General features: G+C 64.7%; 23 protein-coding genes. 6 read left to right on the forward strand and 17 right to left on the reverse strand.

The window, feature by feature from the left end:
* Positions 1-53: 53 nt before the first annotated feature.
* On the reverse strand, positions 54-1,061 hold the full coding sequence (locus N0B28_RS21280) for a DUF481 domain-containing protein (protein ID WP_043862087.1): 1,008 nt from the start codon (positions 1,059-1,061) through the stop codon (positions 54-56).
* Positions 1,062-1,204: 143 nt separating this feature from the next.
* Between N0B28_RS21280 and N0B28_RS21285 the strand changes: the two genes are divergently transcribed.
* Positions 1,205-1,558: an MGMT family protein gene (locus N0B28_RS21285; RefSeq protein WP_275728585.1), complete on the forward strand. Its 354-nt coding sequence runs from the start codon at positions 1,205-1,207 to the stop codon at positions 1,556-1,558.
* Between the two features lie 43 nt (positions 1,559-1,601).
* Positions 1,602-3,155 (forward strand): AmpG family muropeptide MFS transporter, encoded by a 1,554-nt coding sequence (locus tag N0B28_RS21290; RefSeq protein WP_043862085.1) that lies wholly within the window; start codon positions 1,602-1,604, stop codon positions 3,153-3,155.
* Here N0B28_RS21290 and N0B28_RS21295 read toward each other — a convergent pair.
* The 3 genes from N0B28_RS21295 to N0B28_RS21305 all read right to left on the reverse strand — a co-directional run bounded on the left by N0B28_RS21295 (position 3,152) and on the right by N0B28_RS21305 (position 6,040).
* Positions 3,152-4,396 carry an MFS transporter gene (locus N0B28_RS21295; protein WP_043862084.1) on the reverse strand — a complete coding sequence of 415 codons (1,245 nt, stop codon included), beginning with the start codon at positions 4,394-4,396 and terminating at the stop codon, positions 3,152-3,154. The genes N0B28_RS21290 and N0B28_RS21295 overlap by 4 nt on opposite strands.
* A 195-nt stretch (positions 4,397-4,591) precedes the next feature.
* Positions 4,592-5,437, reverse strand: a complete 846-nt coding sequence (locus N0B28_RS21300; protein ID WP_043862083.1) for a mechanosensitive ion channel family protein — start codon at positions 5,435-5,437, stop codon at positions 4,592-4,594.
* A gap of 117 nt (positions 5,438-5,554) precedes the next feature.
* Positions 5,555-6,040, reverse strand: a complete 486-nt coding sequence (locus tag N0B28_RS21305; protein ID WP_043862082.1) for a YajQ family cyclic di-GMP-binding protein — start codon at positions 6,038-6,040, stop codon at positions 5,555-5,557.
* 116 nt (positions 6,041-6,156) lie between these two features.
* On the opposite strand from N0B28_RS21305, the gene N0B28_RS21310 reads away from it, so the two are divergent.
* Genes N0B28_RS21310 through N0B28_RS21320 form a run of 3 tightly spaced genes read left to right on the forward strand, consistent with a single transcriptional unit; the run spans position 6,157 to position 9,720 of the window.
* Complete coding sequence (locus tag N0B28_RS21310) at positions 6,157-7,074, forward strand: putative 2-dehydropantoate 2-reductase (RefSeq protein ID WP_043862081.1); 918 nt, start codon at positions 6,157-6,159, stop codon at positions 7,072-7,074.
* A gap of 46 nt (positions 7,075-7,120) precedes the next feature.
* On the forward strand, positions 7,121-9,157 hold the full coding sequence (locus N0B28_RS21315) for an ATP-binding protein (RefSeq protein ID WP_043862080.1): 2,037 nt from the start codon (positions 7,121-7,123) through the stop codon (positions 9,155-9,157).
* Between the two features lie 2 nt (positions 9,158-9,159).
* Complete coding sequence (locus N0B28_RS21320; protein ID WP_043862079.1) at positions 9,160-9,720, forward strand: cob(I)yrinic acid a,c-diamide adenosyltransferase; 561 nt, start codon at positions 9,160-9,162, stop codon at positions 9,718-9,720.
* Positions 9,721-9,798: 78 nt separating this feature from the next.
* Here the strand turns inward: N0B28_RS21320 and N0B28_RS21325 are convergent, their stop codons facing one another.
* The 4 genes from N0B28_RS21325 to secA form a co-directional block, all read right to left on the reverse strand.
* A complete protein-coding gene (locus N0B28_RS21325) occupies positions 9,799-10,743 on the reverse strand; it encodes a Nudix family hydrolase (RefSeq protein WP_275728595.1) in 945 nt (314 codons plus the stop codon).
* Positions 10,740-11,372, reverse strand: coding sequence for a glutathione S-transferase (locus N0B28_RS21330; RefSeq protein ID WP_088515537.1), 633 nt, complete (start codon positions 11,370-11,372; stop codon positions 10,740-10,742). Before N0B28_RS21330 ends, N0B28_RS21325 begins: the two co-directional genes overlap by 4 nt.
* 101 nt (positions 11,373-11,473) lie before the next feature.
* Entirely contained in the window at positions 11,474-12,691 is a 1,218-nt protein-coding gene (argJ, locus tag N0B28_RS21335) for a bifunctional glutamate N-acetyltransferase/amino-acid acetyltransferase ArgJ (protein WP_078479527.1), read from the reverse strand.
* A 124-nt stretch (positions 12,692-12,815) separates the two neighbouring features.
* A complete protein-coding gene (gene secA / locus N0B28_RS21340) occupies positions 12,816-15,551 on the reverse strand; it encodes a preprotein translocase subunit SecA (protein ID WP_054914834.1) in 2,736 nt (911 codons plus the stop codon).
* Between the two features lie 262 nt (positions 15,552-15,813).
* Between secA and N0B28_RS21345 the strand changes: the two genes are divergently transcribed.
* Positions 15,814-16,263, forward strand: coding sequence for a DUF721 domain-containing protein (locus N0B28_RS21345; RefSeq protein WP_054914835.1), 450 nt, complete (start codon positions 15,814-15,816; stop codon positions 16,261-16,263).
* Between the two features lie 99 nt (positions 16,264-16,362).
* On the opposite strand, the gene lpxC is transcribed toward N0B28_RS21345, so the two are convergent.
* The 9 genes from lpxC to murD form a co-directional block, all read right to left on the reverse strand.
* Positions 16,363-17,274 carry a UDP-3-O-acyl-N-acetylglucosamine deacetylase gene (lpxC, locus tag N0B28_RS21350; RefSeq protein ID WP_043862073.1) on the reverse strand — a complete coding sequence of 304 codons (912 nt, stop codon included), beginning with the start codon at positions 17,272-17,274 and terminating at the stop codon, positions 16,363-16,365.
* A 112-nt stretch (positions 17,275-17,386) separates the two neighbouring features.
* Positions 17,387-18,577: a cell division protein FtsZ gene (ftsZ, locus tag N0B28_RS21355; RefSeq protein ID WP_043862072.1), complete on the reverse strand. Its 1,191-nt coding sequence runs from the start codon at positions 18,575-18,577 to the stop codon at positions 17,387-17,389.
* Positions 18,578-18,633: 56 nt separating this feature from the next.
* Positions 18,634-19,887: a cell division protein FtsA gene (ftsA, locus tag N0B28_RS21360; RefSeq protein ID WP_043862071.1), complete on the reverse strand. Its 1,254-nt coding sequence runs from the start codon at positions 19,885-19,887 to the stop codon at positions 18,634-18,636.
* A gap of 15 nt (positions 19,888-19,902) precedes the next feature.
* Positions 19,903-20,769, reverse strand: coding sequence for a cell division protein FtsQ/DivIB (locus N0B28_RS21365; protein ID WP_058540880.1), 867 nt, complete (start codon positions 20,767-20,769; stop codon positions 19,903-19,905).
* A 4-nt stretch (positions 20,770-20,773) separates the two neighbouring features.
* Complete coding sequence (locus N0B28_RS21370) at positions 20,774-21,730, reverse strand: D-alanine--D-alanine ligase (RefSeq protein ID WP_043862069.1); 957 nt, start codon at positions 21,728-21,730, stop codon at positions 20,774-20,776.
* Positions 21,727-23,181 (reverse strand): UDP-N-acetylmuramate--L-alanine ligase, encoded by a 1,455-nt coding sequence (gene murC / locus N0B28_RS21375; RefSeq protein WP_275728606.1) that lies wholly within the window; start codon positions 23,179-23,181, stop codon positions 21,727-21,729. Before murC ends, N0B28_RS21370 begins: the two co-directional genes overlap by 4 nt.
* Positions 23,174-24,253, reverse strand: a complete 1,080-nt coding sequence (gene murG / locus N0B28_RS21380; RefSeq protein ID WP_104571975.1) for an undecaprenyldiphospho-muramoylpentapeptide beta-N-acetylglucosaminyltransferase — start codon at positions 24,251-24,253, stop codon at positions 23,174-23,176. Before murG ends, murC begins: the two co-directional genes overlap by 8 nt.
* Positions 24,243-25,454 carry a putative lipid II flippase FtsW gene (gene ftsW / locus N0B28_RS21385; protein ID WP_173925074.1) on the reverse strand — a complete coding sequence of 404 codons (1,212 nt, stop codon included), beginning with the start codon at positions 25,452-25,454 and terminating at the stop codon, positions 24,243-24,245. The genes murG and ftsW overlap by 11 nt, the downstream gene beginning before the upstream one ends.
* Complete coding sequence (murD, locus tag N0B28_RS21390; RefSeq protein ID WP_104571974.1) at positions 25,454-26,800, reverse strand: UDP-N-acetylmuramoyl-L-alanine--D-glutamate ligase; 1,347 nt, start codon at positions 26,798-26,800, stop codon at positions 25,454-25,456. The genes ftsW and murD overlap by 1 nt, the downstream gene beginning before the upstream one ends.

The following is a 26,800-nucleotide window of genomic DNA, read 5'->3' on the forward strand; positions in this document are numbered from 1 at the left end:
AGTGGCGATTGCCAAGGGGCCTGCAGGCGCCGGCCCCTGAATGCGAAAGCGGTTTACCAGGCCACGCCGAAGCCGACGGTGTAGCGCGTCTTGTCCAGGTCGCTGTCGCTGGTGCCGCTGATGATGTCCTTCTCGGCCTTCAGGTTCAGCGATGCCCACTCGGTGACCTTGTAGCGCAGGCCCACCTCGGCATCCAGGCTGTAGTCCGCCACGCCGCCCAGCGGCTTGCCAACCTCGCCGTTGGTGAACAGCTCGACCGACTTGCCGATCAGGTAGCGGTTGTAGTCCCACTTCACGCCCAGCGAATAGAAGTTGTCCTTGCCGCCGTCGCTGTACTCGTAGTCGGTGCGGTTGAGCAGCGAACCCAGCGAGAACGCGCCCAGCTCGTCGTCCCAGAACTGGTAGCCCGGGCCGGTACCGACCGTGCGCTGGCGGGTCAGGTCTTCGATGTGGTCGCGCTTGTAGTTCAGACGCCCCTGCCAGAACCACTGCTCGGTAATGAAGCGGTCCAGCGCGTATTCGGCGCTCCAGTTGTTGGTGGTGGTCGTGTCGTTCTTGGTCTCGCGGTTGTACTCGCCCTCGGCGTTATGCCGCCAGCGACCGTGACGGGCAGTGGTCTTGAAGTCGACGTCGTAGTCGTCACTGTCGGTCTCGGCGCGCTTGTAGTCCAGCGCCAGGTCGATGTTGCCCTTCCACAGCATGTCTTCGACCAGCGGCTTGGGCTTCATGATCTGCTGGATGCTGGCCAGTTCAACCGCCTTGGGCGCCTCGCCATTGGCCAGGATCACCTGGCCGTCTTCACCGGCCTGCAGCGACTTGGCCTTCTCGCCGGTGTAGGCGTCCTGCTTGACCAGCAGTTCCTGGTCGCTCTCCAGGGTCTTGACCTTCTTCCAGTCCAGCGCGATGGAGCCACCGTACTCGGTCTGCAGCACCAGCTTGCCACCGTCGAAGACCTTGATCTTGCCGCTGAGCCGGTCGCCGTTCTTCATCCATACGGTATCGGCCACCGCAGGGGCGCAGACACCGGTCATCACAAGGCACAACAAGGCTCTAGAATACATAGGCAGTACAGAAACTCGGGTTCGCAGAAAAATCGGGCATTATCCAGATACCCGCCAGCAGAACAAGGACTGACCCAGCCAATGCCGATGAGTTCAATTCGTATTTGTGCGCCCTGCCCCCTTCACTGCCCCGCAACGCCCCGATGAGCGCGGCCTTGACCGACGCGCAGCAGCGCGCAGAAGACCGACGGACGGCGCTCTACCTGGTGCTGGGCCAACTGCCGCCAGGCAAGGTGGTCAGCTATGGTGAACTGGCGGCCATCGCCGGCCTGGGCAGCGCGGCGCGTTGGGTGGGGCGCACCCTCAGCCAGTTGCCGAGCGACACTCGCCTGCCCTGGCACCGCGTGCTGGGCGCCGGCGGACGCCTGAGCCTGGCCCTTGGCACGCCCTCCGGGGATGAGCAGCGGGCCCGCCTGCGGGCCGAAGGGGTGACCGTCCGGAACAATCGTGTGGATATGTTGCGCCATGGCTGGCGCCCGATGGAGCACAGCGGTTAGAGTGCGCGCTTTGTTTTCGCAAACTTGAGGCAGATGTTGGCCCATGCCCCGTAAAACCTGGCGCGCTGCGCTCGCTGCCTATGCCAGCCCGTCGACCCTGGTGCTGTTGCTGCTCGGCTTTGCCGCCGGCCTGCCCTATATGTTGGTGTTCTCGACCCTGTCGGTATGGCTGCGCGAAGCCGGGGTTGCCCGTGAAACCATCGGTTATGCCAGCCTGATCGGCCTGGCCTACGCCTTCAAGTGGGTATGGTCGCCACTGCTGGACCAATGGCGCCTGCCATTGCTGGGCAAGCTTGGCCGACGCCGTTCCTGGCTGGTGCTGTCACAGATCCTGGTGGTCATCGGCCTGGTCGGCATGGGCTTTTGCGACCCGCAGAAGCACCTGTCGTGGCTGATCGCGCTGGCGGTGCTGGTGGCCTTCGCCTCGGCCACCCAGGACATCGCCGTGGATGCCTACCGCCTCGAGATCGCCGGCGACCAGCGCCAGGCCGCCCTGGCCGCCAGCTACATGGCCGGCTACCGGGTCGCCGCCCTGCTGGCCACCGCGGGCGCGCTGTTCTTTGCCGAAGGGTTCGGCTCCACCGGCTTCAGCTACAAGCACAGCGCCTGGACCGGCACCTATGTGCTGTTCGGCGTGCTGATGGTGCCCGCCCTGATCACCAGCCTGCTGATGCGCGAGCCGCCCGTACCCCTGCGTACCCAGCTGTCGGCGGCGCGCTACGGCTTCGGCCACCAGCTGGCCTCGGTCTTCGTGCTGATCATTCTGCTGGTGTCGGTACCGGCGATGTTCACCCAGCTGTACAACACCGATTTCGCCAGCGTGCTGTTCGAAGGCGCCAGCCTGCTCGACCTGCTGCTTGAAGACCGCGCCTTCCTGCGCGCGATCCTCTACATCACCCTCACCACGCTGTGCCTGTCGTCCATGGGGCGACGCGGGCTGGCCCCGGTGCTGACTCCGGTCAACGACTTCATCGTGCGCTACCGCTGGCAGGCGCTGCTGCTGCTGGGGCTGATCGCCACCTACCGCATGTCGGACACGGTGATGGGCGTGATGGCCAACGTGTTCTATATCGACCAGGGCTTCACCAAGGACCAGATCGCCAGCGTCAGCAAGATCTTCGGCCTGTTCATGACCCTGTTCGGGGCCGGCATGGGCGGCCTGCTGATCGTGCGCTTCGGCATCCTGCCGATCCTGTTCATCGGCGGTGTGACCTCTGCGGCGACCAACCTGCTGTTCCTGATGCTCGCCGACATGGGGCCGAACCTGCAGATGCTGGTGGTGACCATCTCGCTCGACAACTTCAGCTCGGGTCTGGCGACCTCGGCCTTCGTGGCCTACCTGTCGAGCCTGACCAACCTGAAGTTCTCGGCCACCCAGTACGCCCTGCTCAGCTCGATCATGCTGCTGTTGCCGCGCCTGATCGGTGGCTACTCAGGCGTGATGGTCGAGAAGTACGGCTATCACGACTTCTTCCTGATCACCGCGATGCTCGGGGTGCCAACGCTGATCCTGATCGCCTTGCACTGGCACCAGGAACTGCGGCGCGGCAAGCTGGCCCCCGTGGAGCCCGAGACCACCGAGCGCCCCGGAGCCTAGGCCAGCGACGCCAGTTCGGCGTCGTCCTGCAGCACCGTGCGCAACGGCCACAGCGCCAGCAACCCGGCGCAACCTGCCGCCAGGGCGAAGCTCAACAGGCTCGCCCCTGCCCCCAGCATCGCCAGCAAGGCGCCGCCCAGGCCCAGCAAGGCGATGGTGATCATGCCCAGCATCGCCGATACCAGGCCCTTGCTCTGCTCGCTGGAGAACAGCGTCATGCGGTACAGCACCGCGTTGGCGATGCCCAGGCCCAATGCGTACAGCGACATGCCCGCCACCAGGCTGAACACCGAAGGGTACAGCCAGGTGCCCAGCATGGCCGCGCCCAGGCCGATCAGATACGGCCACAGGGCCTTGCGGATCAGCGCGCGCAGGCTGTAGCGCTCGGCGATGCGGTTGATGATCAGGTTGCCTGCAATCAGGCCACCGAACACCGGCAATTGCCACAGTGCATAGTCCAGGGTGCTCAAGCCCTCGTCATGAATCAGCAGCACCGGCGACAGACCGATCCAGCCGATCAGCGGCAGGCCCACCAGGCCCAGGGCAGCGCTGCCGGCAACGAAGCGGCGGTTGCCCAGCAGTTGCCCGTAACCGGCCAGCAAGGGCAGCAGGTGGATGGGCTGGAAGGCCAGGCGCGTACCGTCGCGCCGCTCCACCCCCAGGGTTTCAGGCATGAAGCGGTACAGCGCGCACCAGGTCAGCACGGCGAACCCTGCGAACAGTACGAACAGCCAGCGCCACGAGACCCATTCCAGCAGCACGGTGCCTACCAGTGGGCCGAGCAGCGGCGAAAGCAGGGCGATGTTGGCCAGCAGGGCCATCATGCGCACCGCATCCGCCTCGCTGAAGGCTTCGTTCAGGGCCGGGTAGCTGACCGTGACCACAAAGCCCAGGCCGATGCCCTGCAACAGGCGCAGCAGGTTGAACAGCTCGATGCCCTCGACCCAATAGGTGGCCAGGCAGGCCAGGCAGAAGATGGCGCATCCCCACAGCAGCAGCGGACGCCGCCCGTAGCGGTCGGCCAGCGGGCCGATCAGCCACTGCAGCAGCACACCGCCAAGCAGGTAGAGGTTCAGCGCATGGGGGATGAATTCGGGGCTGGCATTCAGGTCGCCCACCACCGTGGGCATGGCAGGCATCACCACGTCGCTGGCCAGGTAGGTCAGCAGCTCGAACAGCGCCAGGGTCATGGCGAAACAGAATGCCCGGAACGGGGTGATGTTTATCAGCGGGGTAAGCATGGCAAGGCCTGGCAGGGAAAATCAGCCAGCCTGTATGCCAGAAAAGGCAAAGGTCGGACAGTAACAAGAAGTGAACAAGTGTAATCGGTGCACCCGAATCGCGGGGCAAGCCGCGTTCCCACGCGGTAATCACTGTCTCCAGACACATGATGTACCTGTGGGAGCGGGCTTGACCCGCGATGAGCTCGAGGCGTGTTACTGCACGGCCGCTTCCTGCACCACACGGATTACCCGCTGCGGAAACGGGATGTCGATGCCCTCGGCCTTCAACCGGTCGCGCGCATGCTCGTTGAGCATGAACATCACGTCCCAGTAGTCAGCCGTCTTCACCCAGGCTCGCAGCGACACGGTGATCGAGCTGTCGCCCAGTGCCGAAATCACCGCCTGGGGCGCGCCCGGTTCCTGCAGCACCCGCGGGTCATTGGCCAGGTCCAGCAGCACCTTGCGCGCTACCTGCAGATCGGCCTCGTAGTCCACGCCCACATCGAACACCACCTTGCGGGTCGGCTGGCGGTTGGTGTTGGTGATGATGCCGTTGGACAGGCTGCCGTTGGGCAGGATCACCGTCTTGTTGTCACCGGTACGCAGCACCGTGTGGAAGATCTGGATGCTGTCCACGGTACCGCTGACCCCCTGGGCCTCGATCCAGTCGCCCAGGCGGAACGGACGGAACAGCAGGATCAGCACCCCACCGGCGAAGTTCGCCAGGCTGCCCTGCAAGGCCAGGCCGATGGCCAGGCCGGCGGCACCGATGGCGGCCACGAACGAGGTGGTCTCGATGCCGATCATCGAGGCCACGCTGACCACCAGCAGGATCTTCAGAATGATGTTCGCCAGGCTGCTGATGAAGCCTTGCAGCGCCAGGTCGGCGTTGCGCAGGGCCAGCAGCTTGCCCAGGCGGTAGGTGACCTTGTTGATCACCCACCAGCCGATGGCCAGGGTCAGCAGCGCCAACAACAGGCGACTGCCATATTCCATGATCATCGGGATCCAGGTCTGCGAAGTCCTGACCAGCTGATCCACTTCAGCGTTCAAATCCATAGGTTGTCTCCTGATGCCGGGCGGCAAAAAACGGGGAAAGCGTGGCGCCGCAATCGTTTCAGCGGCCGCAGAAACCTCGGACGCCGAAACGGCGCCAAGGTTCCGGGTGCACGGGGATCAGTCGCGGAAGTTGTTGAACTGCAGCGGCATGCCGAACTCCTTGGCACGCAGGGCCGCGATGGCTTCCTGCAGGTCGTCGCGTTTCTTGCCGGTGACGCGTACCTGCTCGCCCTGGATGGCGGCCTGGACCTTGAGCTTGGCGTCCTTGATGTGGGCGACGATCTTCTTGGCCAGTTCCTTGTCGATGCCTTCCTTCAGCGTCGCTTCCTGCTTCATCACCTTGCCCGATGCGAAGGCATCCTTGACCTCCAGGCACTGCACGTCGATCTTGCGCTTGACCAGCGCCAGCTTGAGGATGTCGATCATCGCCTCGAGCTGGAACTCGGCCTCGGCGGTGAGGTTGACGGTCAGTTCCTTTTCCTTGAACTCGAAGCTGCCCTTGCCCTTGAGGTCGTAGCGGCGGTCGAGCTCCTTGACCGCGTTTTCCACGGCGTTGGTGACTTCGTGCTTGTCCAGTTCCGATACCACGTCGAACGACGGCATATCCATTCTCCAAAAAAATAAACGCACGCTCATGGGCCCCTGGTCGCAGAGCATGATGGAGCGTGCCGGGTTTGACGGTTAAAATGCGGGTTCATTATAACGGTTGCGAAACGCAGATGAGCAGCACCTGGCATATTCTCGGCGCCGGCAGCCTGGGCAGCCTCTGGGCCTGCCGCCTGGCACAGGCCGGCAAGGCGGTCCGCCTGATCCTGCGCGACCCTGCGCGCCTGCACGCCTACGAGGCGGCGGGCGGCCTGAGCCTGGTACACAACGGCCAGGCGCAGCGCCACGCGATCCCCGCCGAAACCGCCGATGCAGGCACGCCTATCCACCGGCTGCTGGTGGCCTGCAAGGCCTACGACGCGCCCGCGGCAGTGGCGCAGCTGGCGCCGCGACTGGCGCGCAATGCCGAGCTGGTGCTGCTGCAGAACGGCCTGGGCAGCCAGGACGAAGTCGCCAGCCAGGTCCCCCACGCACGCTGCATCTTCGCCTCCAGCACCGAGGGCGCGTTTCGCGAAGCCGACTGGCAGGTGAACTTTGCCGGGCATGGCTTCAACTGGCTGGGCGACCCGGCCAACCCGCTGCCGCCCGATTGGCTCGACGATCTGACCGACGCAGGCATCCCGCACCAGTGGACCCCGGACATCCTCACCCGGCTATGGCGCAAGCTGGCGCTCAACTGCGCCATCAACCCACTGACCGTGCTGCATGCGTGCCGCAACGGCGGCCTGGCCGAGCATCACTGCGAGGTGGCCACGCTGTGCGCGGAGCTGGCCGAGCTGCTGCAGCACTGCGGCCAGCCCGAAGCCGCCACCGATCTGCAGGTCGAGGTCGAACGGGTCATCCAGGCCACGGCGGCGAACTACTCTTCCATGTACCAGGACGTGCGCCAGGGCCGACGCACCGAGATCCACTACCTGCTCGGCCACGCCTGCCGCGTTGCCGCCCGCCACGGCCGCCATCTGGCGCACCTTGAACGGCTGCACCGGCGCCTGGTCGAACACCTGAACGCACGCGGGTTGCCCAGCGACTGAGGGCAACGCTACCCTGCCCCTCCACCCACAGGATCACGCCGTCACCATGCCCTTGCGCGAACGCCTGGAAAACCTGCCGGTCGGCCAGAAGCTGCTGGCCGCCCTGCTGGTGCTGCTGATCACCATTCTGCTGGTGGCCAACCTGACCTTCATCAGCGCCGCCTACTGGATCTCCCAGGAGGCCATGGCGCCCCAGGCCCTGCAGACCATCGGCCGCCTGGTATCGCACCCGGAGCTGGCACAGCGCGCCGCCGACTCGCCAGAGGCGGCCAACGACCTGCTCAAGGAACTGGACAGCTACACACCGCTGCGCGCCGCCGCGCTGTATGGCAGCGACGGCAAGCTGCTGGCGCAGTTGCAGCACGGCGAACCCCTGGCTGTGCCCAAGCGCTACCGCAACATCGAGAGCTGGCGCCTGACCGAGTTTCGCAGCACCCAGCTGGTAACCCTGCCGCGCCCCGGCAGCCCGCCCGGGCATCTGCTGCTGGTGGCCAGCAGCGAGCTGCCGATGGCCTTCTATACAGGCACACTGACCGCCAGCCTGGGCATCCTGGTGTTCAGCATCCTGCTATGGATGCTGATTGCGCGGCAGATCAAGCGCCTGATCACCCAGCCGATCTACCAGCTCGAACAGCTCTCGCGCCAGGTGACCCGCGAAGAGAACTATGCCCTGCGCGCGCGCCCCGGCAACCGCGACGAAATCGGCAGCCTGGCCGAGGCGTTCAACACCATGCTGTCGCGCATCGAAGCCCGCGAACAGCAACTCAAGCGCGCCCGCGACGAATTCCAGACCGCCTATGACCAGGCCCAGGGCTTGGCCGAGGAAACCCGTCACACCAACCGCAAGCTGGAACTCGAAGTACAGGTGCGCAGCAAGATCGAGCGCAAGCTCACCGGCTTTCAGAACTACCTCAACAGCATCATCGACTCCATGCCCTCGGCACTGATCGCCCTGGACGAACAGCTCTACGTGACCCAGTGGAACCAGGAGGCCAGCGCGCTTTCCGGCACGCCGCTGGACGAGGCGCTGAACCAGCCTATCTTCCTCGCGTTCGAGCCGCTCAAGCCGTTCCTGCCGCAGCTCAAGGAAAGCGTCGAGAAGCACCGCGTGGCCAAGATCGAGCGGGTCACCTGGACCAGGGGCGACGATGCGCGCCACTATGCCCTGACCTTCTACCCGCTGATGGGCGGTGGCGGGCGCGGCGTTGTGATTCGCATCGACGACATCACCCAGCGCCTGTCGCTCGAAGAGATGATGGTGCAGTCGGAGAAGATGCTCTCGGTCGGTGGCCTGGCTGCTGGCATGGCCCACGAGATCAACAACCCGCTGGGGGCGATCCTGCACAACGTGCAGAACATCCGTCGACGCCTGTCCCCCGACCTGCCGAAGAACCTGGAGCAGGCCAGCGAAACCGGCATCGACCTGGGTACGGTCAACCAGTACCTGGAAAACCGCCAGGTACCCCAGTTGCTCGATGGCATCCAGCAGGCCGGCGCACGGGCGGCCAAGATCGTCACCCACATGCTCAGCTTCAGCCGCCGCAGCAACCGCCAGATGGCACCGTGCGACCTGCCGGCACTGATCGACCAGGCGGTGGAGATCGCCGGCAACGACTTCGACCTGACCGAAGGCTTCGACTTCAAGGGCCAGGCCATCGTGCGCCAGTTCGACCCGGCCCTGGGCCCGGTGCCCGGCACCGCCAACGAGCTGGAACAGGTGCTGCTCAACCTGCTCAAGAACGCCGCCCAGGCGATTCACCAGCGCGAAGACGACAGCGAACCGGGGCGTATCATCCTGCGTACCCGGCTCAACCCGCCGTGGGCCGAGATCCAGGTCGAAGACAATGGCGTGGGCATGCCCGAGGCGGTGCGCAAGCGCACCTTCGAGCCGTTCTTCACCACCAAGGAAATCGGCCAGGGCACTGGCCTGGGCCTGTCGGTGTCGTATTTCATCATCACCAACAACCACAAGGGCCAGATGGAGGTGCAGTCGGCGCCGGGTCAGGGCACGTGCTTCACCTTGCGCCTGCCGCTGAGCAACCTGCCGATGCCACCCCCCGGCCCGCCAACGATGGAGTCATGAGCATGGGTTTTCGCTTGTCGAAGATTTACACCCGCACCGGCGACAAGGGCGAAACCGGCCTGGGCGACGGCCGTCGCGTCGCCAAGGACCATCCGCGCATCGAGGCCATCGGCGAGGTGGACACGCTCAACAGCCAGCTGGGCGTGTTGCTGGCAGGCCTGGCCGAGCAACACCTGGACGAGGTGGTCGAAGTGCTGGCGCCGTGTCAGCATCGGCTGTTCGACCTGGGTGGTGAGCTGGCGATGCCCAGTTACCAGGCCTTGAACGAGGCCGAGGTACAGCGCCTGGAAGCGGCGATCGACCACTGGAACGAAGAGCTGGGGCCTCTGGAGAACTTCATTCTGCCGGGCGGTTCGGCGCTGATTGCCCAGGCCCATGTATGCCGCAGCCTGGCCCGCAGTGCGGAGCGGCGGTGTCAGCAGTTGAATGCGGCAGAGCCGCTGGCGGGGGTGGGGCTGGCGTACATCAATCGGCTGTCGGACTTGCTGTTCGTGGCGGCGCGGGTGATTGCGCGGCGCCAGGGGGTGGCGGAGGTGTTGTGGCAGGCTGCGGCCAGGCCATGACGCCGCTTCGCCGGCAAGGCCGGCTCCTACAAAGGTCAGCGCCGTCTGTAGGAGCCGGCCTTGCCGGCGAGGCTTCACTCAGGCCTCAGGCCAGAACGCTCGAATTCCGGCCACGCCTTGAGCGCCGAACTGCCAGGCCCGCTCGCAATCAGCCGGCCCCACGCCACCCAGCACATACACCGGCCGGTTGAAGCCTTCGATCAGCTCGCTGGCCTGCTCCCAGCCCAACGGTACCGCCTCGGGATGCGTCTGGGTCGCCTGCACCGGCGACAGGGTGACGAAATCCACCCCCATCTGCTCGGCCAGCACCAGTTCTTCGGCGTTGTGACATGACGCGGCCAGCCAGCGCTCCCTGGGGAACGGTCGGCCCTTGGGCGCGTATTTGCGCAACTGCTCGGCCGTAAGGTGCCACCCTGCCGCCGGGAAATCGCCCAGCCACTCCAGCGGCCCCTTGAGCATCAACTGCGCCTTGCCGGCACACAGCCCCACCGCATCCACCGCCACATCGCGGTACTTGGGGTCGTAGCCGTTGGGCGCACGCAACTGCACCAGCTTGATCCCGCCGGCAATCGCCTTCTGGATGCCGCGCAGCAACTGCGGGGCTTCCAGTTCGCCCGGGGTGATCAGGTAGTGGCCAGGCAACCGCGCGGCCGCCACGATGGGCTGGTTGGCTTCAGGGAAGTAGTATTGCGGCAGTTCGCGTGGCGACACCCAGGCCAGTGGCTGGCCTTCGGCGCCATGGGGCTCGCCGGTAAAGCCGTCGACCTCCCACACGTCCAGCAGCACCTGCTTGTCGGGGTAGTCGTGACGCACCTTGATCAAGGGCCGTGCACGGGTCACGACGATGCCCAGTTCCTCGTGCAGCTCGCGGGCCAGGGCGATCTCGACCGCCTCCCCCGCCTCCACCTTGCCGCCGGGAAACTCCCACAGGCCGCCCTGATGCTGGCTGTCGGCACGGCGCGCAATCAGGATGCGCCCATCGGTGCCACGGATCACCGCAGCGGCAACATGCACCCGCTTCACGACGCACGCTCCGCTAGCGCAGCCTGCTGCCAGGCCTGGAAGGCCGGCCACTGGTAGATGGCCTCGACGTAGGCGGCGGCTGCCGCTGGCAGTTCGACACGGTAGCTGCGCAGGCGCACCGCCACCGGGGCGAAGAAGGCGTCGGCCAGGCTCAGTTCGCCGAACAGGTACGGGCCCGGGGTCTTGGCCACCAGGCGGCACTCGGACCACAGGGCGACGATGCGGTCGATGTCGATCTGCACCTCGAGTGGAATGCTCTCAAGGGCCTGATCGTGGTCCAGGTTCATCGGCATGGTGCTGCGCAGGGCGAAGAAACCACTGTGCATCTGCGCACAGGCCGAACGCGCCTGGGCCCGGGCAGCGATGTCGCTGGGCCACAGGTTGGCTTCAGGGTGGCGCTCGGCCAGGTACTCGGCGATTGCCAGCGAATCGGCGATGGTGCCGTGTTCGGACTTGAGCAGGGGCACCTTGCCGGTGGCGGAGTGCGCAAGGATGCGCTGGCGGGTATCGGGCTGGTTGAGGGTGATCAGCAGTTCGGTGTAGGGCACCCTGGCCAGTTCGAGGGCCAGGGCGGCGCGCAGCGACCAGGAGGAATACAGCTTGTCGCCGATGATCAGTTGGTAGCTCATGGGTGGGCTCCATCGGGATGTGCGGGGGCCTATCGCGGGTCAAGCCCGCTCCCACAGGGTTACTGCAATCCTTGAGGGAGCGGGCTTGACCCGCAATACGGTCAGGTACGGTATTCGGCGTTGATCTTCACATACTCATGGGACAGGTCGGTGGTCCAGATCGTCTCGCTGCAGTCGCCACGCCCCAGGTCGATGCGGATGGTGATCTCTTCCTGGGCCATCACGGCCGAGCCCTGGGCCTCGGTGTAGGTGGCGTTGCGGCCGCCTTTGCTGGCGATGCACACATCGTCCAGGTACACGTCGATCAGGCTCACGTCCAGGTTCGGCACGCCAGCACGGCCCACAGCTGCCAGGATCCGGCCCCAGTTCGGGTCGGAGGCGAACAGCGCGGTCTTGATCAGCGGCGAATGCGCCACGGCATAGCCGACGTCCAGGCATTCCTGATGATTGCCACCACCGTTGACCTGAACGGTCACGAACTTGGTCGCGCCTTCACCGTCACGCACGATGGCCTGGGCCACTTCCATGCACACCTCGAACACCGCCTTTTTCAGCGCGTCGAACAGCGGGCCGCGGGCTTCGGTCACTTCAGCCACGTCGGCCTTGCCGGTGGCGATCAGCATGCAGCAATCGTTGGTCGAGGTATCGCCGTCGATGGTGATGCGGTTGAACGACTTGTTGGCGCCGTCCAGCAGCAGGTCCTTGAGCACGGCCGGCGCCACCTTGGCGTCGGTGGCGATGTAGCCGAGCATGGTCGCCATGTTCGGGCGGATCATCCCGGCGCCCTTGCTGATGCCGGTCACGGTGATGGTTACGCCGTCATGCTGGAACTGGCGGCTGGCACCCTTGGGCAGGGTGTCGGTGGTCATGATGCCGGTGGCGGCCTCGGCCCAGTTGTTTTCCGACAGGTCGTCCAGGGCGGCCTGCAGCGCGCCTTCGATCTTCTCGACCGGCAGTGGCTCACCGATCACACCGGTGGAGAACGGCAGCACCGCATCGGCGTCGACACCCGCCAGCTCGGCCAGCCTGGCGCAGGTGCGCTCGGCAGCGGCCAGGCCGGGGGCGCCGGTACCGGCGTTGGCGTTGCCGGTGTTGGTCAGCAGGTAACGCACACTGCCCTGCACGCGCTGCTTGGCCAGGATCACCGGGGCAGCGCAGAACGCATTGAGGGTGAACACGCCGGCAACGCTGGAGCCTTCGGCGCAGCGCATTACCACAACGTCCTTGCGCCCGGGGCGCTTGATGCCCGCAGAGGCAATACCGAGTTCAAAACCTGGAACCGGGTGCAACGTTGGCAAAGGACCAAGACCGACAGCCATGAAAGCGCTCCTAGAAAAAAGGCGCCGGCTCGAGATACCGGCGCTTGAGATGGAACAACGCCGCGACGGTTGGGCCCGTCGCGGCGCGGTGTTCAGATATCAGCAGGGGGCAACGGCGGTGCGATCAGTCGATCTTGCCGTGGCACTGCTTGAACTTCTTGCCCGAACCGCACCAGCAGGGTTCGTTGCGGCCCAGCTTCTGCTCGTTGCGCACCGGCGCTGCGGCCACGGCGACGTCGGCACCCTCCTCAAGCAGCTCGCCCGCCTCCAGGCCAGGGGCCTCGGCGTGCTGGAACTGCATGCGCTGGGCCAGCTCTTCGGCTTCGCGGCGCAGGCGTGCTTCCTCTTCGATCGGGTCTTCGCGGCGAACCTGAACGTGCGAGAGCACGCGGATGGTGTCGCGCTTGATCGAGTCCAGCAGTTCCTGGAACAGGGCAAACGACTCGCGCTTGTATTCCTGCTTCGGGTTCTTCTGGGCGTAGCCACGCAGGTGGATACCGTGGCGCAGGTGATCCATGGTCGACAGGTGGTCTTTCCACAGGTCGTCGATCACACGCAGCAGGATCTGCTTCTCGAAGGTACGCAGGGCATCGGCGCTGGCCTGCTCTTCCTTCTCGTTGTAGGCCGCCATCAGCTCGGCCATCAACTTCTCGCGCAGGGTCTCTTCGTACAGGTGGTCGTCTTCGTCCAGCCACTGCTGGATCGGCAGCTTGACCCCGAAATCGCTGGCCAGGGCCGCTTCCAGACCCGGCACGTCCCACTGCTCGGGCAGCGACTGTGGCGGGATGTGCTGGGCCACGGTGGCATCGAGCACTTCCTGGCGGAACTCGGCGATGGTGTCGCCGATGTTGGTCGCCGCCAGCAGGCTGTTGCGCATGTGGTAGATGACCTTACGCTGCTCGTTGGCCACGTCGTCGAATTCGAGCAGTTGCTTGCGGATGTCGAAGTTGCGACCTTCGACCTTGCGCTGGGCCTTCTCGATGGCGTTGGTGACCATGCGGTGCTCGATGGCCTCGCCGGACTGCATGCCCAGGGCCTTCATGAAGTTCTTGACCCGGTCGGAGGCGAAGATGCGCATCAGGCTGTCTTCCAGCGACAGGTAGAAGCGGCTCGAGCCCGGGTCGCCCTGACGGCCGGAACGGCCACGCAGCTGGTTGTCGATACGGCGCGATTCGTGGCGCTCGGAGGCGATCACGTGCAGACCACCGGACTCGATCACCTGCTGGTGACGCTTCTGCCAGTCGGCCTTGACCTGGGCAACCTGCTCGGGCGTCGGGTTGTCCATGGCAGCCACTTCGACTTCCCAGTTGCCGCCCAGCAGGATGTCGGTACCACGACCGGCCATGTTGGTGGCGATGGTCAGTGCACCCGGGCGACCGGCCTGGGCGATGATCTCGGCTTCCTTCTCGTGGAACTTGGCGTTCAGGACCTTGTGATCGATGCCTTCCTTGATCAGCAGGTTGGACATGTGCTCGGAGGTTTCGATGGTGGCGGTACCCACCAGCACCGGACGCCCGGAAGCCATGCTCTCCTTGATGTCGGCGATGATCGCGGTGTACTTCTCTTCGGCCGTCAGGTAGACCAGGTCGTTGAAGTCCTTGCGCGCCAGCGGCTTGTTCGGCGGGATCACCATCACGTTGAGCTGGTAGATCTGGGCGAATTCGAACGCTTCGGTGTCGGCGGTACCGGTCATGCCGGACAGCTTGTTGTACAGGCGGAAGTAGTTCTGGAACGTGGTCGAGGCCAGGGTCTGGCTCTCGGGCTGGATGTTCAGGTTTTCCTTGGCCTCGATGGCCTGGTGCAGGCCCTCGGACAGGCGACGGCCCGGCATGGTGCGGCCGGTGTGCTCGTCGATCAGCAGGATCTGGCCGTCCTGCACGATGTACTCGACGTTGCGGTGGAACAGCTTGTGGGCACGCAGGCCGGCATACACGTGGGTCAGCAGGCCCAGGTTGTGCGCCGAGTAGAGGCTCTCGCCCTCGGCCAGCATGCCGACCTGGGTGAGCATCTCTTCGATGTACTGGTGGCCGGCTTCGTTGAGTTCGACCTGGCGGGTCTTCTCGTCGATGCTGTAGTGGCCTTCCTGGGTGACCTGGCCTTCGACCTCTTCGATGTGCTGCTTGAGCTGCGGGATCAGCTTGTTGATCTCGATGTACAGCTTGGAGCTGTCTTCGGCCTGGCCGGAGATGATCAGCGGGGTACGGGCTTCGTCGATCAGGATGGAGTCGACTTCGTCGATCACGGCGAAATTCAGCTCGCGCTGGAATTTCTCTTCCATGCTGAACGCCATGTTGTCGCGCAGGTAGTCGAAACCGAATTCGTTGTTGGTGCCGTAGGTGATGTCGGCGGCATAGGCGATGCGCTTTTCTTCCGGCGGCTGGAACGGGGTGACCACACCCACGGTGAGGCCCAGGTATTCATACAGAGGGCGCATCCAGTTGGCGTCGCGGCGGGCCAGGTAGTCGTTGACCGTGACCACGTGCACGCCCTTGCCGGACAGCGCGTTGAGGTACACGCCCAGGGTCGCCACCAGGGTCTTGCCTTCACCGGTACGCATCTCTGCGATCATGCCCTCGTGCAAGGTCATGCCACCGATCAGCTGTACATCGAAGTGACGCATGCCCATGACCCGCTTGCCGGCCTCGCGCGCAACGGCGAAGGCTTCGGGCAACAGTTGGTCAAGGGTCTCGCCTTTGGCCAGGCGCTCTTTGAACGCTGCGGTCTTGGCCCGCAACTGCTCGTCCGTCAGGGCGACCATCTGCTCTTCGAAGGCATTGACGATCTGTACCGTCTTGAGCATGCGTTTGACTTCACGCTCGTTCTTGCTTCCAAAAAGTTTTTTTAACAAAGGCGCAAACATATTGGCAGGATCTTCCACACGTAGGGATGGAGGGCGGCCCCGTGAGTCGCCCGTGCAGCCCTTATGGCCGCATGCGAACGAGCATTCTACCCGGAAACGATGGTGAGGAAAGTGGCGGATTTCCACGATGCTGGCACAGCGCTTTTGACGGGGCTTTTTTACAATAAGGCCTTTTTCGCCAACTTCAACCCATCGTCACATGAAGAATTACCGGCGGGGCGATCTGTTAAGATGGCGCCACTGTATTTTTCGGACCCTGCCCATGGCTTTTCGCCCCCTGCCCGCCCGTGCACCCGCCGTGCTTTTGCGTGAAGCGCGACCGCTCAAGGCCCTGTTCAGCCAGGCCCAGCGCCTGGCCCAGCTGCAGCGCCTGGTAGAGAGCCAGTTGCAGCCGGCAGCGCGCGAGCATTGCCATGTGGCCTCCTGGCGCGAGGGTACGCTGCTGCTGATCGTCACCGACGGGCACTGGGCCACGCGCCTGCGCTACCAGCAGAAACGCCTGCTGCGCCAGTTGCAGATGATGGAGGCCTTCAGCAGCCTGACCCGCATCAATTTCAGGGTGCAGCCGGTGGCCGGTGTGGCACCCGCGGCGGGGCACCCGATGGACATCTCGACACGTTCGGCGCAGAACATCCACGCTACGGCCGAAGGGATCACCGACCCCAAGCTCAAGGCGGCGCTGGAGCGCCTGGCCAGGCACGGCAAGGGATAGACGAGCGCACAGCGCTCGCAAACCTGCGAGTGCGCGGCAATAAAAAAGGGCCACCCGAAGGCAGCCCCAAAAAATAACTAAAGAAGAGAGAGTTCGTACTTACACTGCCGCAACCGGACGCATGTAAGAGATCGGTGCCGTGCTGGCATCTTCGAACGTCACCACTTCCCACGCATCGGTTTCCTCGATCAGCTTGCGCAGCAGCTGATTGTTCAGCGCGTGTCCGGACTTGTAGCCCTTGAACTCGCCGATCAGGCTGTTGCCCAGCAGGTAGAGGTCGCCAATCGCATCGAGGATCTTGTGCTTGACGAATTCGTCTTCGTAGCGAAGGCCGTCTTCGTTGAGCACGCCATCCTTGTCCACGACGATGGCGTTTTCCACGCTGCCGCCGAGGGCGAGGTTGTGCTTGCGCAGGTACTCGATGTCACTCATGAACCCGAAGGTACGGGCGCGGCTGACTTCCTTCACGAACGAGGTGCTGGAAAAGTCCACGCTGGCACTTTGGGTCCGGTTGTGGAACACCGGGTGGTCGAAATCGATCTCGAAACTCACCTTGAACCCTTCGAAAGGCAGGAAAGTGGCGCGCTTGTCGCCGTCTTCCACTGTCACTTCACGCAGGATGCGGATGAACTTCTTGGCTGCGTCCTGTTCTTCCAGGCCGGCAGATTGAATCAGGAATACAAAGGGCCCGGCGCTGCCGTCCATAATTGGCACTTCGGACGCGGAGAGCTCGACGTAGGCGTTATCGATGCCCAGGCCAGCCATGGCCGAGAGCAGGTGCTCTACCGTGTCTACCTTGGTATCGCCATTGACCAGTGTCGTGGACATGGTCGTCTCGCCGACGTTTTCCGCACGGGCAGGGATCTGCACCACAGGGTCGAGGTCGGCACGGCAAAATACGATGCCGGTATCCACAGGGGCGGGCTTGAGGGTCAGGTAAACCTTTTCCCCGGAGTGCAGGCCGACACCTGTGGCACGGATGATATTTTTCAGGGTGCGTTGTTTAATCATGGCATTGGCCGCTTCAGCGCAAATTGCGAACTGGTATCAACAAAGGCTGAGGATAATAGCAGACCCGGCCTTTGCTGAACACCAATCACCTTCATAGCCCTGATAAATTCCATTAATCGGCCTGACGACGCAGGAAAGCCGGGATATCCAGATAATCCAGGTCGTCCTGCGGGTTCAGCTTCTGTGCCGCAGCGGCCCCGGCGTGAGCCTGGTTGCGCATGACGGTCGGACGCTCCAGATCGCGGTAGTTGACCGAAGGTTGCTCCGGACGGGCCGGTGCAGGGGCTGGGGTCTGTACAGCGGACGCTTGCAGGGTGTTGTCGATGACCTTGACCGGTTTCTCGATCTTGGCACCCAGGCCGGTGGCTACCACGGTGACGTGCAGCTCGTCGCGCATGTCCGGGTCGATGACGGTACCGACCTTGACCATGGCGTGGTCGGAGGCGAATGCCTCGATGATGCTGCCCACATCGGAGTATTCACCCAGCGACAGGTCAGGACCTGCGGTGATGTTCACCAGGATGCCGCGGGCGCCCTGCAGGTTGACGTCTTCGAGCAGCGGGTTGCGGATGGCCGCCTCGGTCGCTTCACGCGCACGGTTCGGACCGCTGGCGCAGCCGGTACCCATCATGGCCATGCCCATCTCGCTCATCACGGTACGCACGTCGGCGAAGTCGACGTTGATCATGCCCGGACGCTTGATGATGTCGGAGATACCGCGAACGGCACCGGCGAGCACGTCGTCAGCCTTGGCGAAGGCCGACAGCAGGCTGGCATCCTTGCCCAGGATGGTCAGCAGCTTCTCGTTCGGAATGGTGATCAGCGAATCGACGCTGTCGGCCAGGGCACGGATGCCCTCGTCGGCGATCTGCATGCGCTTGCGACCTTCGAACGGGAACGGACGAGTCACCACCGCAACGGTGAGGATGCCCATTTCCTTGGCCACTTCGGCGATGATCGGAGCAGCACCGGTACCGGTACCGCCGCCCATGCCGGTGGTGATGAACACCATGTTGGTGCCTTGCAGCACTTCGGCGATGCGCTCACGGTCTTCCAGCGCGGCCTGACGACCGACTTCCGGATTGGCACCTGCACCCAGGCCCTTGGTCACGCCGGTACCCAGTTGCAGGATGGTGCGCGCGCCGATGTTTTTCAGCGCTTGAGCATCGGTGTTGGCGCAGATGAATTCGACGCCTTCGATGTTGCTCTTGACCATGTGATTGACGGCGTTGCCACCGCCGCCACCGACGCCGATCACTTTGATGACCGGGCTTTGCGGGACGTTGTCTACGAGCTCGAACATTTTCCCTCTCCTTTCAGTTCTCTAGTTTTTTGCGCCTACTACTACTGCTTTGAAACTTAAAAGTTGCCCTGGACCCAGCGCTTGAGTCGCTCAAGCACCGGGGCCTTCGGTTCATCGCCATAGCTGTTGCTGCTGATACCGGTCAGGGTCACGCCTTCGGACTGCTTCTGCAGGCCATAGGTCAGAAGGCCCACGCCGGTGGAATAGATGGGGTTGCGCACCACGTCGCTCAGGCCCCGCACGGTGTAAGGCACGCCCAGGCGTACCGGCATGTGGAAAATCTCTTCGGCCAGTTCCACCGCGCCTTCCATCTTGGCGGTACCGCCGGTGAGCACGATGCCGGCCGGCACCAGGTCTTCGTAGCCACTGCGACGCAGTTCGGCCTGGATCAGGGTGAACAGTTCGTCGTAGCGTGGCTCGACCACTTCGGCCAGGGCCTGGCGCGACAGTTCGCGCGGCGGACGATCGCCCACGCTAGGCACCTTGATGGTTTCGCCGGCACCGGCCAGCTTGGCCAGGGCACAGGCGTAGCGGATCTTGATCTCTTCGGCGTACTGGGTGGGGGTACGCAGCGCCATGGCGATGTCGTTGGTCACCTGGTCGCCGGCAATCGGAATCACCGCCGTGTGGCGGATGGCGCCCTCGGTGAAGATCGCGATGTCGGTGGTACCGCCGCCGATGTCCACCAGGCACACGCCCAGCTCTTTTTCGTCATCGGTCAGCACCGAGTAGGCCGAAGCCAGTTGCTCGAGGATGATGTCGTCGATTTCAAGGCCGCAGCGGCGCACGCATTTTTCGATGTTCTGTGCTGCATTGACCGCACAGGTGACCACGTGCACCTTGGCTTCCAGGCGCACGCCGGACATGCCCAGCGGCTCGCGCACGCCTTCCTGGTTGTCGATCACGTAGTCCTGCGGCAGGGTGTGCAGCACCCGCTGGTCGGCAGGGATGGCCACGGCCTGGGCCGCGTCCAGCACCCGCTCCAGGTCCGCCGCGCTGACTTCGCGATCGCGGATGGCGACGATACCGTGGGAGTTCAGGCTGCGGATGTGATTGCCCGCCACGCCGACGAACGCCGAGTGAATCCGGCAGCCAGCCATCAGCTGGGCCTCTTCGACGGCGCGCTGGATCGACTGCACGGTGGATTCGATATTGACCACCACGCCCTTCTTCAGCCCGCGCGATGGATGGGTGCCGATACCGACGATTTCCAGGGTGCCATCGGCGGCCACTTCGCCCACCAGTGCAACCACCTTGGACGTACCGATATCCAGCCCGACGATCATTTTGCCGCTATGCGCATTTGCCATGGGTCCTGCCTCTCTCTAATTCTTCGCAACAGCGGGTTGGGCTGTCGTCGGTGCATTCGGTTCCCGCCAGCCAACGGCCAGGCCATTGGCGTAACGCAGATCGATGCGGGCGATGTTCGTGATCTGTTCTTTGAGCGTCTTGTCGTAAATGGCAATGAAGCGGCGCATCTTTTCCACCAGATGGTCGCGCCCCAGCAGCAACTCGATACCCGGCCCGGCGCTGCCGGCACCGGTGGTCAGGAACCAGCTGCCCCGCTCGCGCAGTTCCAGCCGGGCGATCGAGAAGCCCATGGGCCGCAACATCTGGCTCAGTACCTGATATTGCTGCATCACTTGCTGCTGCGCCCGCTGCGGCCCGAACAGCTGCGGCAGGTGCTCGTAGTTGGCCAGCTCGCGCGGGGTGAAGGCCTGGCCCTGGTTGTTGAGCAGGGCCTCGTCGCCCCAGCGCGCCACCGGCAGCTGTTCCTCGAGGCGGATCACCACTTCGTCCGGCCACACGCGGCGCACTTCGGCATGCGCGATCCACGGCATCTGCTCGAGCTCGGTGCGCATGCTGGCCAGGTCGACGGTGAAGAAGCTGGCGGCCACATAGGGCGCGATACGCTGCTGCACGGCCTGCTGGCTGATGTAGCTCAGGTCGCCCTGCACGGCGATCTTGGTGATCGGCCGGTCGGCATACGGCATCAGGCGCTGTGCGCCCTCGTAGGCACCGAACCCGGCCGCTACCAGCAGAACCGGCCACAGCAGACGCTTGAACACGCTGAAATTGGCCTTGGGCAGGCGCGCCGACAGTGGCTCCTTGGCCACCATCCGGCTGGCACCGCGCGGCACCGGCTTGCGGCCGGTGGCGGGTTGCTGATGACGTACCATCGCGCCTTGCATGGGCTTAACCTCGCGCCTCGACGCTGGCCGCCAGGATCGCCAGCACCAACTGCTGGAAGTCCAGGCCGGCCGCGCGTGCCGCCATTGGGACCAGGCTGTGATCGGTCATGCCTGGTGCGGTGTTGACTTCCAGAGGCCAGAAGTTGCCCTGCTCGTCCTGCATCACGTCCAGACGACCCCAGCCGGCAATGCCGATGGCGTCGCACGCACGTGCGGTCAGTTCGATCAGTTCCTGTTCCTTGGCAGCGTCCAGGCCGCACGGAATGCGGTACTGGGTATCGTTGGCGACGTACTTGGCGTCGTAGTCGTAGAACGTGTGCGGGGTGCCCAGCGCAATCGGCGGCAGCACCTGGCCGCGCAGCACGGCAATGGTGAACTCCGGACCGTGAATCCATTGTTCAACCAATACTTGCGAGTCGTAGGTGGCGGCATCCTTCCAGGCAACGATCAATTCTTCGACGCTGCTCACTTTCGCCATACCGATACTGGAGCCTTCATGGGCCGGTTTGACGATCAAAGGGAAGCCCAGTTCCGCGCCCGCAGAAATACAGTCTTGCTCGCTGGCCAGCACCGCGTGGTGCGGGGTTGGAATACCCAGGCTTTTCCACACCTGTTTGGTGCGCAACTTGTCCATCGCCAGGGCCGACGCCAGGATGCCGCTGCCGGTGTAGGGGATACCCAGGCACTCGAGCAGGCCCTGCATGCTGCCGTCTTCACCGCCACGGCCGTGGAGAATGATGAAGGCGCGGTCGAGCTTCTCGCGCTGCAGGCGGTCGAGCAGATCGTCACCCACGTCGATGGCGATCACCTCGACGCCAGCGCTGGTGAGCGCCTCGATCACCGCGGCGCCGGACTTGAGCGACACCTCGCGCTCGGCGCTCTTGCCGCCGTACAGCACGCCGACACGGCCGAAGGCCTTCGGGTCGATGGTCGAGTGCAGCTTGGAGTATTGAGCAGTCATTTGGCCTTCCCTGCGGTGGTAACCGCGCCCGCGAACAATGGGCTTTTCAACAATTGCGGGGCCAGGCCACCGATGTCGCCGGCACCCTGGCACAGCAGGATGTCACCGGCACGCAGCAGCGGCTTGACCAGTGGCGCCAGCTCGATGCCGCGCTCGATGTAGATCGGGTCCAGCTGGCCACGCTGACGGATGCTGTGGCACAGCTGGCGGCTGTCGGCCCCCGGAATCGGCTCTTCGCCGGCCGGGTAGACCTCCATCAGCAGCAGCACGTTGGCATCGGCCAGCACCTGCACGAAGTCGTCGTACAGGTCGCGGGTACGGCTGTAGCGGTGCGGCTGGTAAACCATCACCAGGCGGCGCTCCGGCCAGCCACCGCGCACGGCCTTGATCACGGCCGCCACTTCGGTGGGGTGGTGACCGTAGTCGTCCACCAGCATCACGCTGCCACCGTCGACCGGCAGTTCGCCGTACACCTGGAAACGTCGGCCCACGCCCTGGAAGCCCGAAAGCCCCTGCACGATGGCCTCGTCGCTGATGCCCTCGTCGGTGGCGATGGCAATGGTGGCCAGTGCATTGAGCACATTGTGGTTGCCCGGCATGTTCACCGACACGTCCAGCGGCTCGCGGTCACGGCGCAGCACGGTGAAGTGGGTCTGCATGCCCGACTGGCGCACATTGATCGCGCGCACGTCGGCTTCCTCGGCAAAGCCGTAGGTCACTGCCGGGCGCTTGACCAGCGGCAGGATCTCGCGCACCACCGGATCATCCAGGCATACCACGGCCAGGCCGTAGAACGGCAGGTTGTGGAGGAACTCGACGAAGGTCTTCTTCAGCTTGTTGAAGTCGCCCTCATAGGTCGCCATGTGGTCGGCGTCGATGTTGGTGACCACGGCCACCAGCGGCTGCAGGTGCAGGAAGCTGGCGTCGCTTTCGTCGGCTTCGGCGATCAGGTAGCGGCTGGTACCCAGTTGTGCATTGGTACCTGCTGCATTCAGCCGGCCACCGATCACGAAGGTCGGGTCCAGGCCGCCGGCGGCGAACACCGAGGCTAGCAGGCTGGTGGTGGTGGTCTTGCCGTGGGTACCGGCTACCGCGATGCCGTGACGATAGCGCATCAGTTCGGCGAGCATCTCGGCACGCGGTACCACGGGGATACGCCGCTCAAGGGCCGTCGCCACTTCCGGGTTGGCCGTATTGATGGCACTGGACACCACCAGTACATCGGCACTGGCGGCGTTCTCGGCGCGGTGGCCAAGGAAGATTTCGGCACCAAAGGACTCCAGGCGCTCGGTGACCGGCGAGGCCTTGAGGTCCGAGCCGGAAACCTGGTAACCCAGGTTGAGCAATACCTCGGCAATACCGCACATGCCCACGCCGCCGATACCGACGAAGTGGATGCGGCGGATACGGCGCATTTCAGGTTGCGGGATGGCTTTCTGGCTTTCAACCATGGGCCACCTCCAGGCAGATATCGACCACGGTGCTGGTAGCCGCGGGTTTGGCCAGGCGTCGTGCGGTGCTGGCCATGGTGTCGAGTTTTTGCGGTTGCATCAGTACCTCGTTCAGGCGTTCAGCGAGCTGCGCTGCGCCAGTTGTCGCTTGCGGCATCAGGAAGGCGGCGCCTTCACGTGCCAGATAGTGGGCGTTGTGGGTCTGGTGATCGTCGATGGCATGGGGCAGCGGCACCAGCATCGAGGGCAGACCGGCCGCAGCCAGTTCGCTGACGGTCAGCGCACCGGCCCGGCAGATCACCAGGTCGGCCCAGCCATAGGCGTGGGCCATGTCTTTGATGAACGGCTCTACCTGAGCCTCGATCCCGGCCTCGCGATAGCGCTCGGCGGTAATCTGGTCATGCTGCTTGCCGGCCTGGTGGAACACCTCGGGGCGCAGGGCCTCGGGCACCAGGGCCAGGGCCTGCGGCAACAGTTTGTTCAACGGCTCCGCGCCCAGGCTGCCGCCCAGCACCAGCAGGCGCGCGCGGCGCCCGGCCAGTGGCTCGCGCACAGGCTCCAGGAACAGCTCGCCGCGCACCGGGTTGCCGGTGGTGCGCAGTTTGTCGCTGGCCTCGAAGGTGTTCGGGAAAGCTTCGCAGACTCGGCCTGCCAGCGGCACCAGCAGCCGATTGGCGGTACCGGCCTTGGCGTTCTGCTCGTGGATCACCACGGGCACGCCAGCCAGCTTCGCCGCCACACCGCCCGGGCCGGTCACATAGCCGCCAAAGCCGACCACACACACCGGCTTGAGCCGACGGATGATGCGCCGCGCCTGCAGCACCGCCTTGAACAGGGTGAACGGCGCCTTGAGCAGCGACAGCTTGCCCTTGCCGCGCAAGCCGGTGACCTGGATCAGGTGCAGTTGCAACCCGGCCTGGGGCACCAGCTCGTTTTCGATACCGCGTGGGGTGCCCAGCCAGTGCACGGTGTAACCGCGTGCCTGGAACTCACGGGCGCAGGCCAGGGCCGGGAACACGTGGCCCCCGGTGCCGCCTGCCATGATCAATACGTTTTTGCCTTCAACGGCCATGTCTTGGCTCCTCGGCAAAATCGCTCTCATCGAATTCATGTTCTTCGCTGCCCAGGTGCGTGCGGCTCTCCCACTCGATGCGCAGCAGCAGGCCCATGCACACGCAGCAGATCACCAGCGAGCTGCCGCCGTAGCTGAGGAACGGCAGGGTCAGGCCCTTGGTCGGCAGCAGGCCGACGTTCACCCCGATGTTGATCAGGAACTGGCCGATCCACAGGAAGGCCAGGCCGTAGGCCATGTAGGCGGCAAAGAACTGCTTGGCTTTCTCGGCCCACAGACCGATGTACATCGCGCGCAGGCTGACGAACACGAACAGCGCAACGGTCAGCAGCGAACCGACCACGCCCAGCTCTTCGGCCAGTACCGAGAACACGAAGTCGGTGTGTGCTTCGGGCAGGTAGAACTGCTTCTGCACGCTGTTGCCCAGGCCCACGCCCAGCCACTCACCGCGGCCGAAGGCAATCAGGGCCTGGGTCAGCTGATAGCCGGAACCGAATTGATCCGACCAGGGGTCGGTGAAGGTGATCAGGCGCGCCATCCGGTAGGGCTGCGCCTGTACCAGAATGAACACCGCCGCCACCGCCAGCACCACCATCAGGCTGAAGCGGAACAGCCCCACCCCGCCCAGGAACAGCATCGCCGCGGCGGCGCCCATCATCACCACCGTGGCGCCGAAGTCCGGCTCCATCAGCAGCAGGCCGGCCATCGGCAGCAGCACGATGAACGGCTTGAAGAAGCCCATCCAGCTCTCGCGCACCTCGGTCTGGCGGCGCACCAGGTAGCCCGCCAGGTAGATCACCACGAACACCTTGGCGATCTCGGAAGGCTGCACGTTGAAGAAGCTGAAGCCGATCCAGCGCATCGAGCCGTTCACTTCGCGGCCGATGCCCGGCACCAGTACCAGCACCAGCAACCCGAAGGCACCGACCAGCATCATGAAGCCCATGCGCTGCCAGGTGGCGATCGGCACCATCATGGTGACGACGCAGGCGACCAGGCCGATGGCCACGTACACCAGGTGACGGATCATGTGGTAAAGCGGGTTGCCCGACTGCAACGCGGCCACTTCCGAGGAGGCCGAGGTGATCATCACCAGGCCAAGGCCCAGCAGCGCCAGGCAGCCCGCGAGCATGGCGAAATCGAGATCGATGCCGCGACCGGTGACCAGGGGGGACGGATAAGGCTTGATGATGCCGAAGATCATGCCAGCCCCTCCACGGCCTGGGCGAACAGGCGCCCACGCTCTTCGAAGTTCTTGAACATGTCCAGGCTTGCGCAGGCAGGCGACAGCAGCACGGCGTCGCCCGGCTGGGCCAGCGCGGCGCCCTGCTGCACGGCTTCGTCGAGGCTGCTGACGCGAATCAGCGGCACGCTGTCGCCCAACGCCTGGGCCAGGCGCTCGGCATCACGGCCCAGCAGCACCACGGCGCGGCAGTGCGCCGCCACCGGGGCACGCAGCGCCGAGAAATCCGCGCCCTTGCCGTCGCCGCCGGCCACCAGCACCAGCTTGCCGTCGATATCCGCACCCAGGCCTTCGATGGCCGCCAGCGCGGCACCGACGTTGGTGGCCTTGGAGTCGTCGTACCAGCTCACGCCGTCACGCTCGCGCAGCCACTGGCAACGGTGGGCCAGGCCGGCAAAGGTGCGCAGGCTGGCCAGCATGGCGTCGAACGGCAGGCCTGCGGCATGCCCCAGGGCCAGCGCCGCGAGGGCGTTGGACTGGTTGTGCGCACCACGGATCTTCAGCTCGCGCACCGGCATCAGGGTCTGGAACTCGAACGCCAGGTACTTCTCGCCGTTCTCTTCGCGCAGCCCGAAGCCCTTGAAGTCGGGCACATTCAGGCCGAACGTCCAGCACGGCACGTTTTCCATCGGCAGCGGACGGCTCAGGGCATCCTGGCGGTTGACCACCACCTGCCGTGCGCCACGGAAGATCCGGTGCTTGGCCAGGTGATAGGCCGGCAGGCCGCTGTAGCGGTCCATGTGGTCTTCGCTGACGTTGAGCACGGTGGCCACTTCGGCATTCAGCTGATCGGTGGTCTCCAGCTGGAAGCTCGACAGCTCCATCACGTACAGCTCGATGGCGTCGTCCAGCAGGTCCAGTGCCGGGGTACCGAGGTTGCCGCCCACTGCCACACGTTTGCCTGCCGCAACGGCCATCTCCCCGACCAGGGTGGTGACGGTGCTCTTGGCATTGGAACCGCTGATGGCAATGATCGGCGCCTTGGCATTGCGCGCGAACAACTCGATGTCGCCCGACAGCTTCACGCCGCGCGCGGCCGCCTGCTGCAGGGCCGGGGTCGCCAGGGCCAGGCCGGGGCTGACGTACAGCTCGTCGGCACGGCACAGGAACTCCACATCCAGTTCGCCACAACGCACTTCCACCTGCGGGTAGTCGCGACGCAAGGTCGCCAGCTCCGGCGGGTTCTCGCGGGTATCGGCCACCGCAAACGCAATGCCCCGGTTCGCCAGGAAGCGAACCAGGGACATGCCGCTCTTGCCGAGGCCGACAACGATGCGGAAGTGGTCAGACGCGATCAGGGACAC

This window comes from Pseudomonas sp. SD17-1 (assembly GCF_029201585.1).
Taxonomy (GTDB): Bacteria; Pseudomonadota; Gammaproteobacteria; order Pseudomonadales; family Pseudomonadaceae; genus Aquipseudomonas; species Aquipseudomonas palmensis.

What these genes read in the sequence shown, in the direction of transcription:
- secA (WP_054914834.1), bottom strand. Translation starts at nt 15,551, where the DNA reads ATGTTTGCGCCTTTGTTAAAAAAACTTTTTGGAAGCAAGAACGAGCGT.
- ftsA (WP_043862071.1), bottom strand. Translation starts at nt 19,887, where the DNA reads ATGGCAAATGCGCATAGCGGCAAAATGATCGTCGGGCTGGATATCGGT.
- N0B28_RS21310 (WP_043862081.1), top strand. Translation starts at nt 6,157, where the DNA reads ATGAGCAGCACCTGGCATATTCTCGGCGCCGGCAGCCTGGGCAGCCTC.
- N0B28_RS21370 (WP_043862069.1), bottom strand. Translation starts at nt 21,730, where the DNA reads ATGACTGCTCAATACTCCAAGCTGCACTCGACCATCGACCCGAAGGCC.
- N0B28_RS21285 (WP_275728585.1), top strand. Translation starts at nt 1,205, where the DNA reads ATGAGCGCGGCCTTGACCGACGCGCAGCAGCGCGCAGAAGACCGACGG.
- N0B28_RS21305 (WP_043862082.1), bottom strand. Translation starts at nt 6,040, where the DNA reads ATGCCGTCGTTCGACGTGGTATCGGAACTGGACAAGCACGAAGTCACC.
- N0B28_RS21345 (WP_054914835.1), top strand. Translation starts at nt 15,814, where the DNA reads ATGGCTTTTCGCCCCCTGCCCGCCCGTGCACCCGCCGTGCTTTTGCGT.
- N0B28_RS21290 (WP_043862085.1), top strand. Translation starts at nt 1,602, where the DNA reads ATGCCCCGTAAAACCTGGCGCGCTGCGCTCGCTGCCTATGCCAGCCCG.
- N0B28_RS21320 (WP_043862079.1), top strand. Translation starts at nt 9,160, where the DNA reads ATGGGTTTTCGCTTGTCGAAGATTTACACCCGCACCGGCGACAAGGGC.
- ftsZ (WP_043862072.1), bottom strand. Translation starts at nt 18,577, where the DNA reads ATGTTCGAGCTCGTAGACAACGTCCCGCAAAGCCCGGTCATCAAAGTG.
- lpxC (WP_043862073.1), bottom strand. Translation starts at nt 17,274, where the DNA reads ATGATTAAACAACGCACCCTGAAAAATATCATCCGTGCCACAGGTGTC.
- N0B28_RS21300 (WP_043862083.1), bottom strand. Translation starts at nt 5,437, where the DNA reads ATGGATTTGAACGCTGAAGTGGATCAGCTGGTCAGGACTTCGCAGACC.
- murC (WP_275728606.1), bottom strand. Translation starts at nt 23,181, where the DNA reads ATGGTTGAAAGCCAGAAAGCCATCCCGCAACCTGAAATGCGCCGTATC.
- murG (WP_104571975.1), bottom strand. Translation starts at nt 24,253, where the DNA reads ATGGCCGTTGAAGGCAAAAACGTATTGATCATGGCAGGCGGCACCGGG.
- N0B28_RS21330 (WP_088515537.1), bottom strand. Translation starts at nt 11,372, where the DNA reads ATGAGCTACCAACTGATCATCGGCGACAAGCTGTATTCCTCCTGGTCG.
- N0B28_RS21280 (WP_043862087.1), bottom strand. Translation starts at nt 1,061, where the DNA reads ATGTATTCTAGAGCCTTGTTGTGCCTTGTGATGACCGGTGTCTGCGCC.
- N0B28_RS21365 (WP_058540880.1), bottom strand. Translation starts at nt 20,769, where the DNA reads ATGCAAGGCGCGATGGTACGTCATCAGCAACCCGCCACCGGCCGCAAG.
- N0B28_RS21295 (WP_043862084.1), bottom strand. Translation starts at nt 4,396, where the DNA reads ATGCTTACCCCGCTGATAAACATCACCCCGTTCCGGGCATTCTGTTTC.
- N0B28_RS21315 (WP_043862080.1), top strand. Translation starts at nt 7,121, where the DNA reads ATGCCCTTGCGCGAACGCCTGGAAAACCTGCCGGTCGGCCAGAAGCTG.
- argJ (WP_078479527.1), bottom strand. Translation starts at nt 12,691, where the DNA reads ATGGCTGTCGGTCTTGGTCCTTTGCCAACGTTGCACCCGGTTCCAGGT.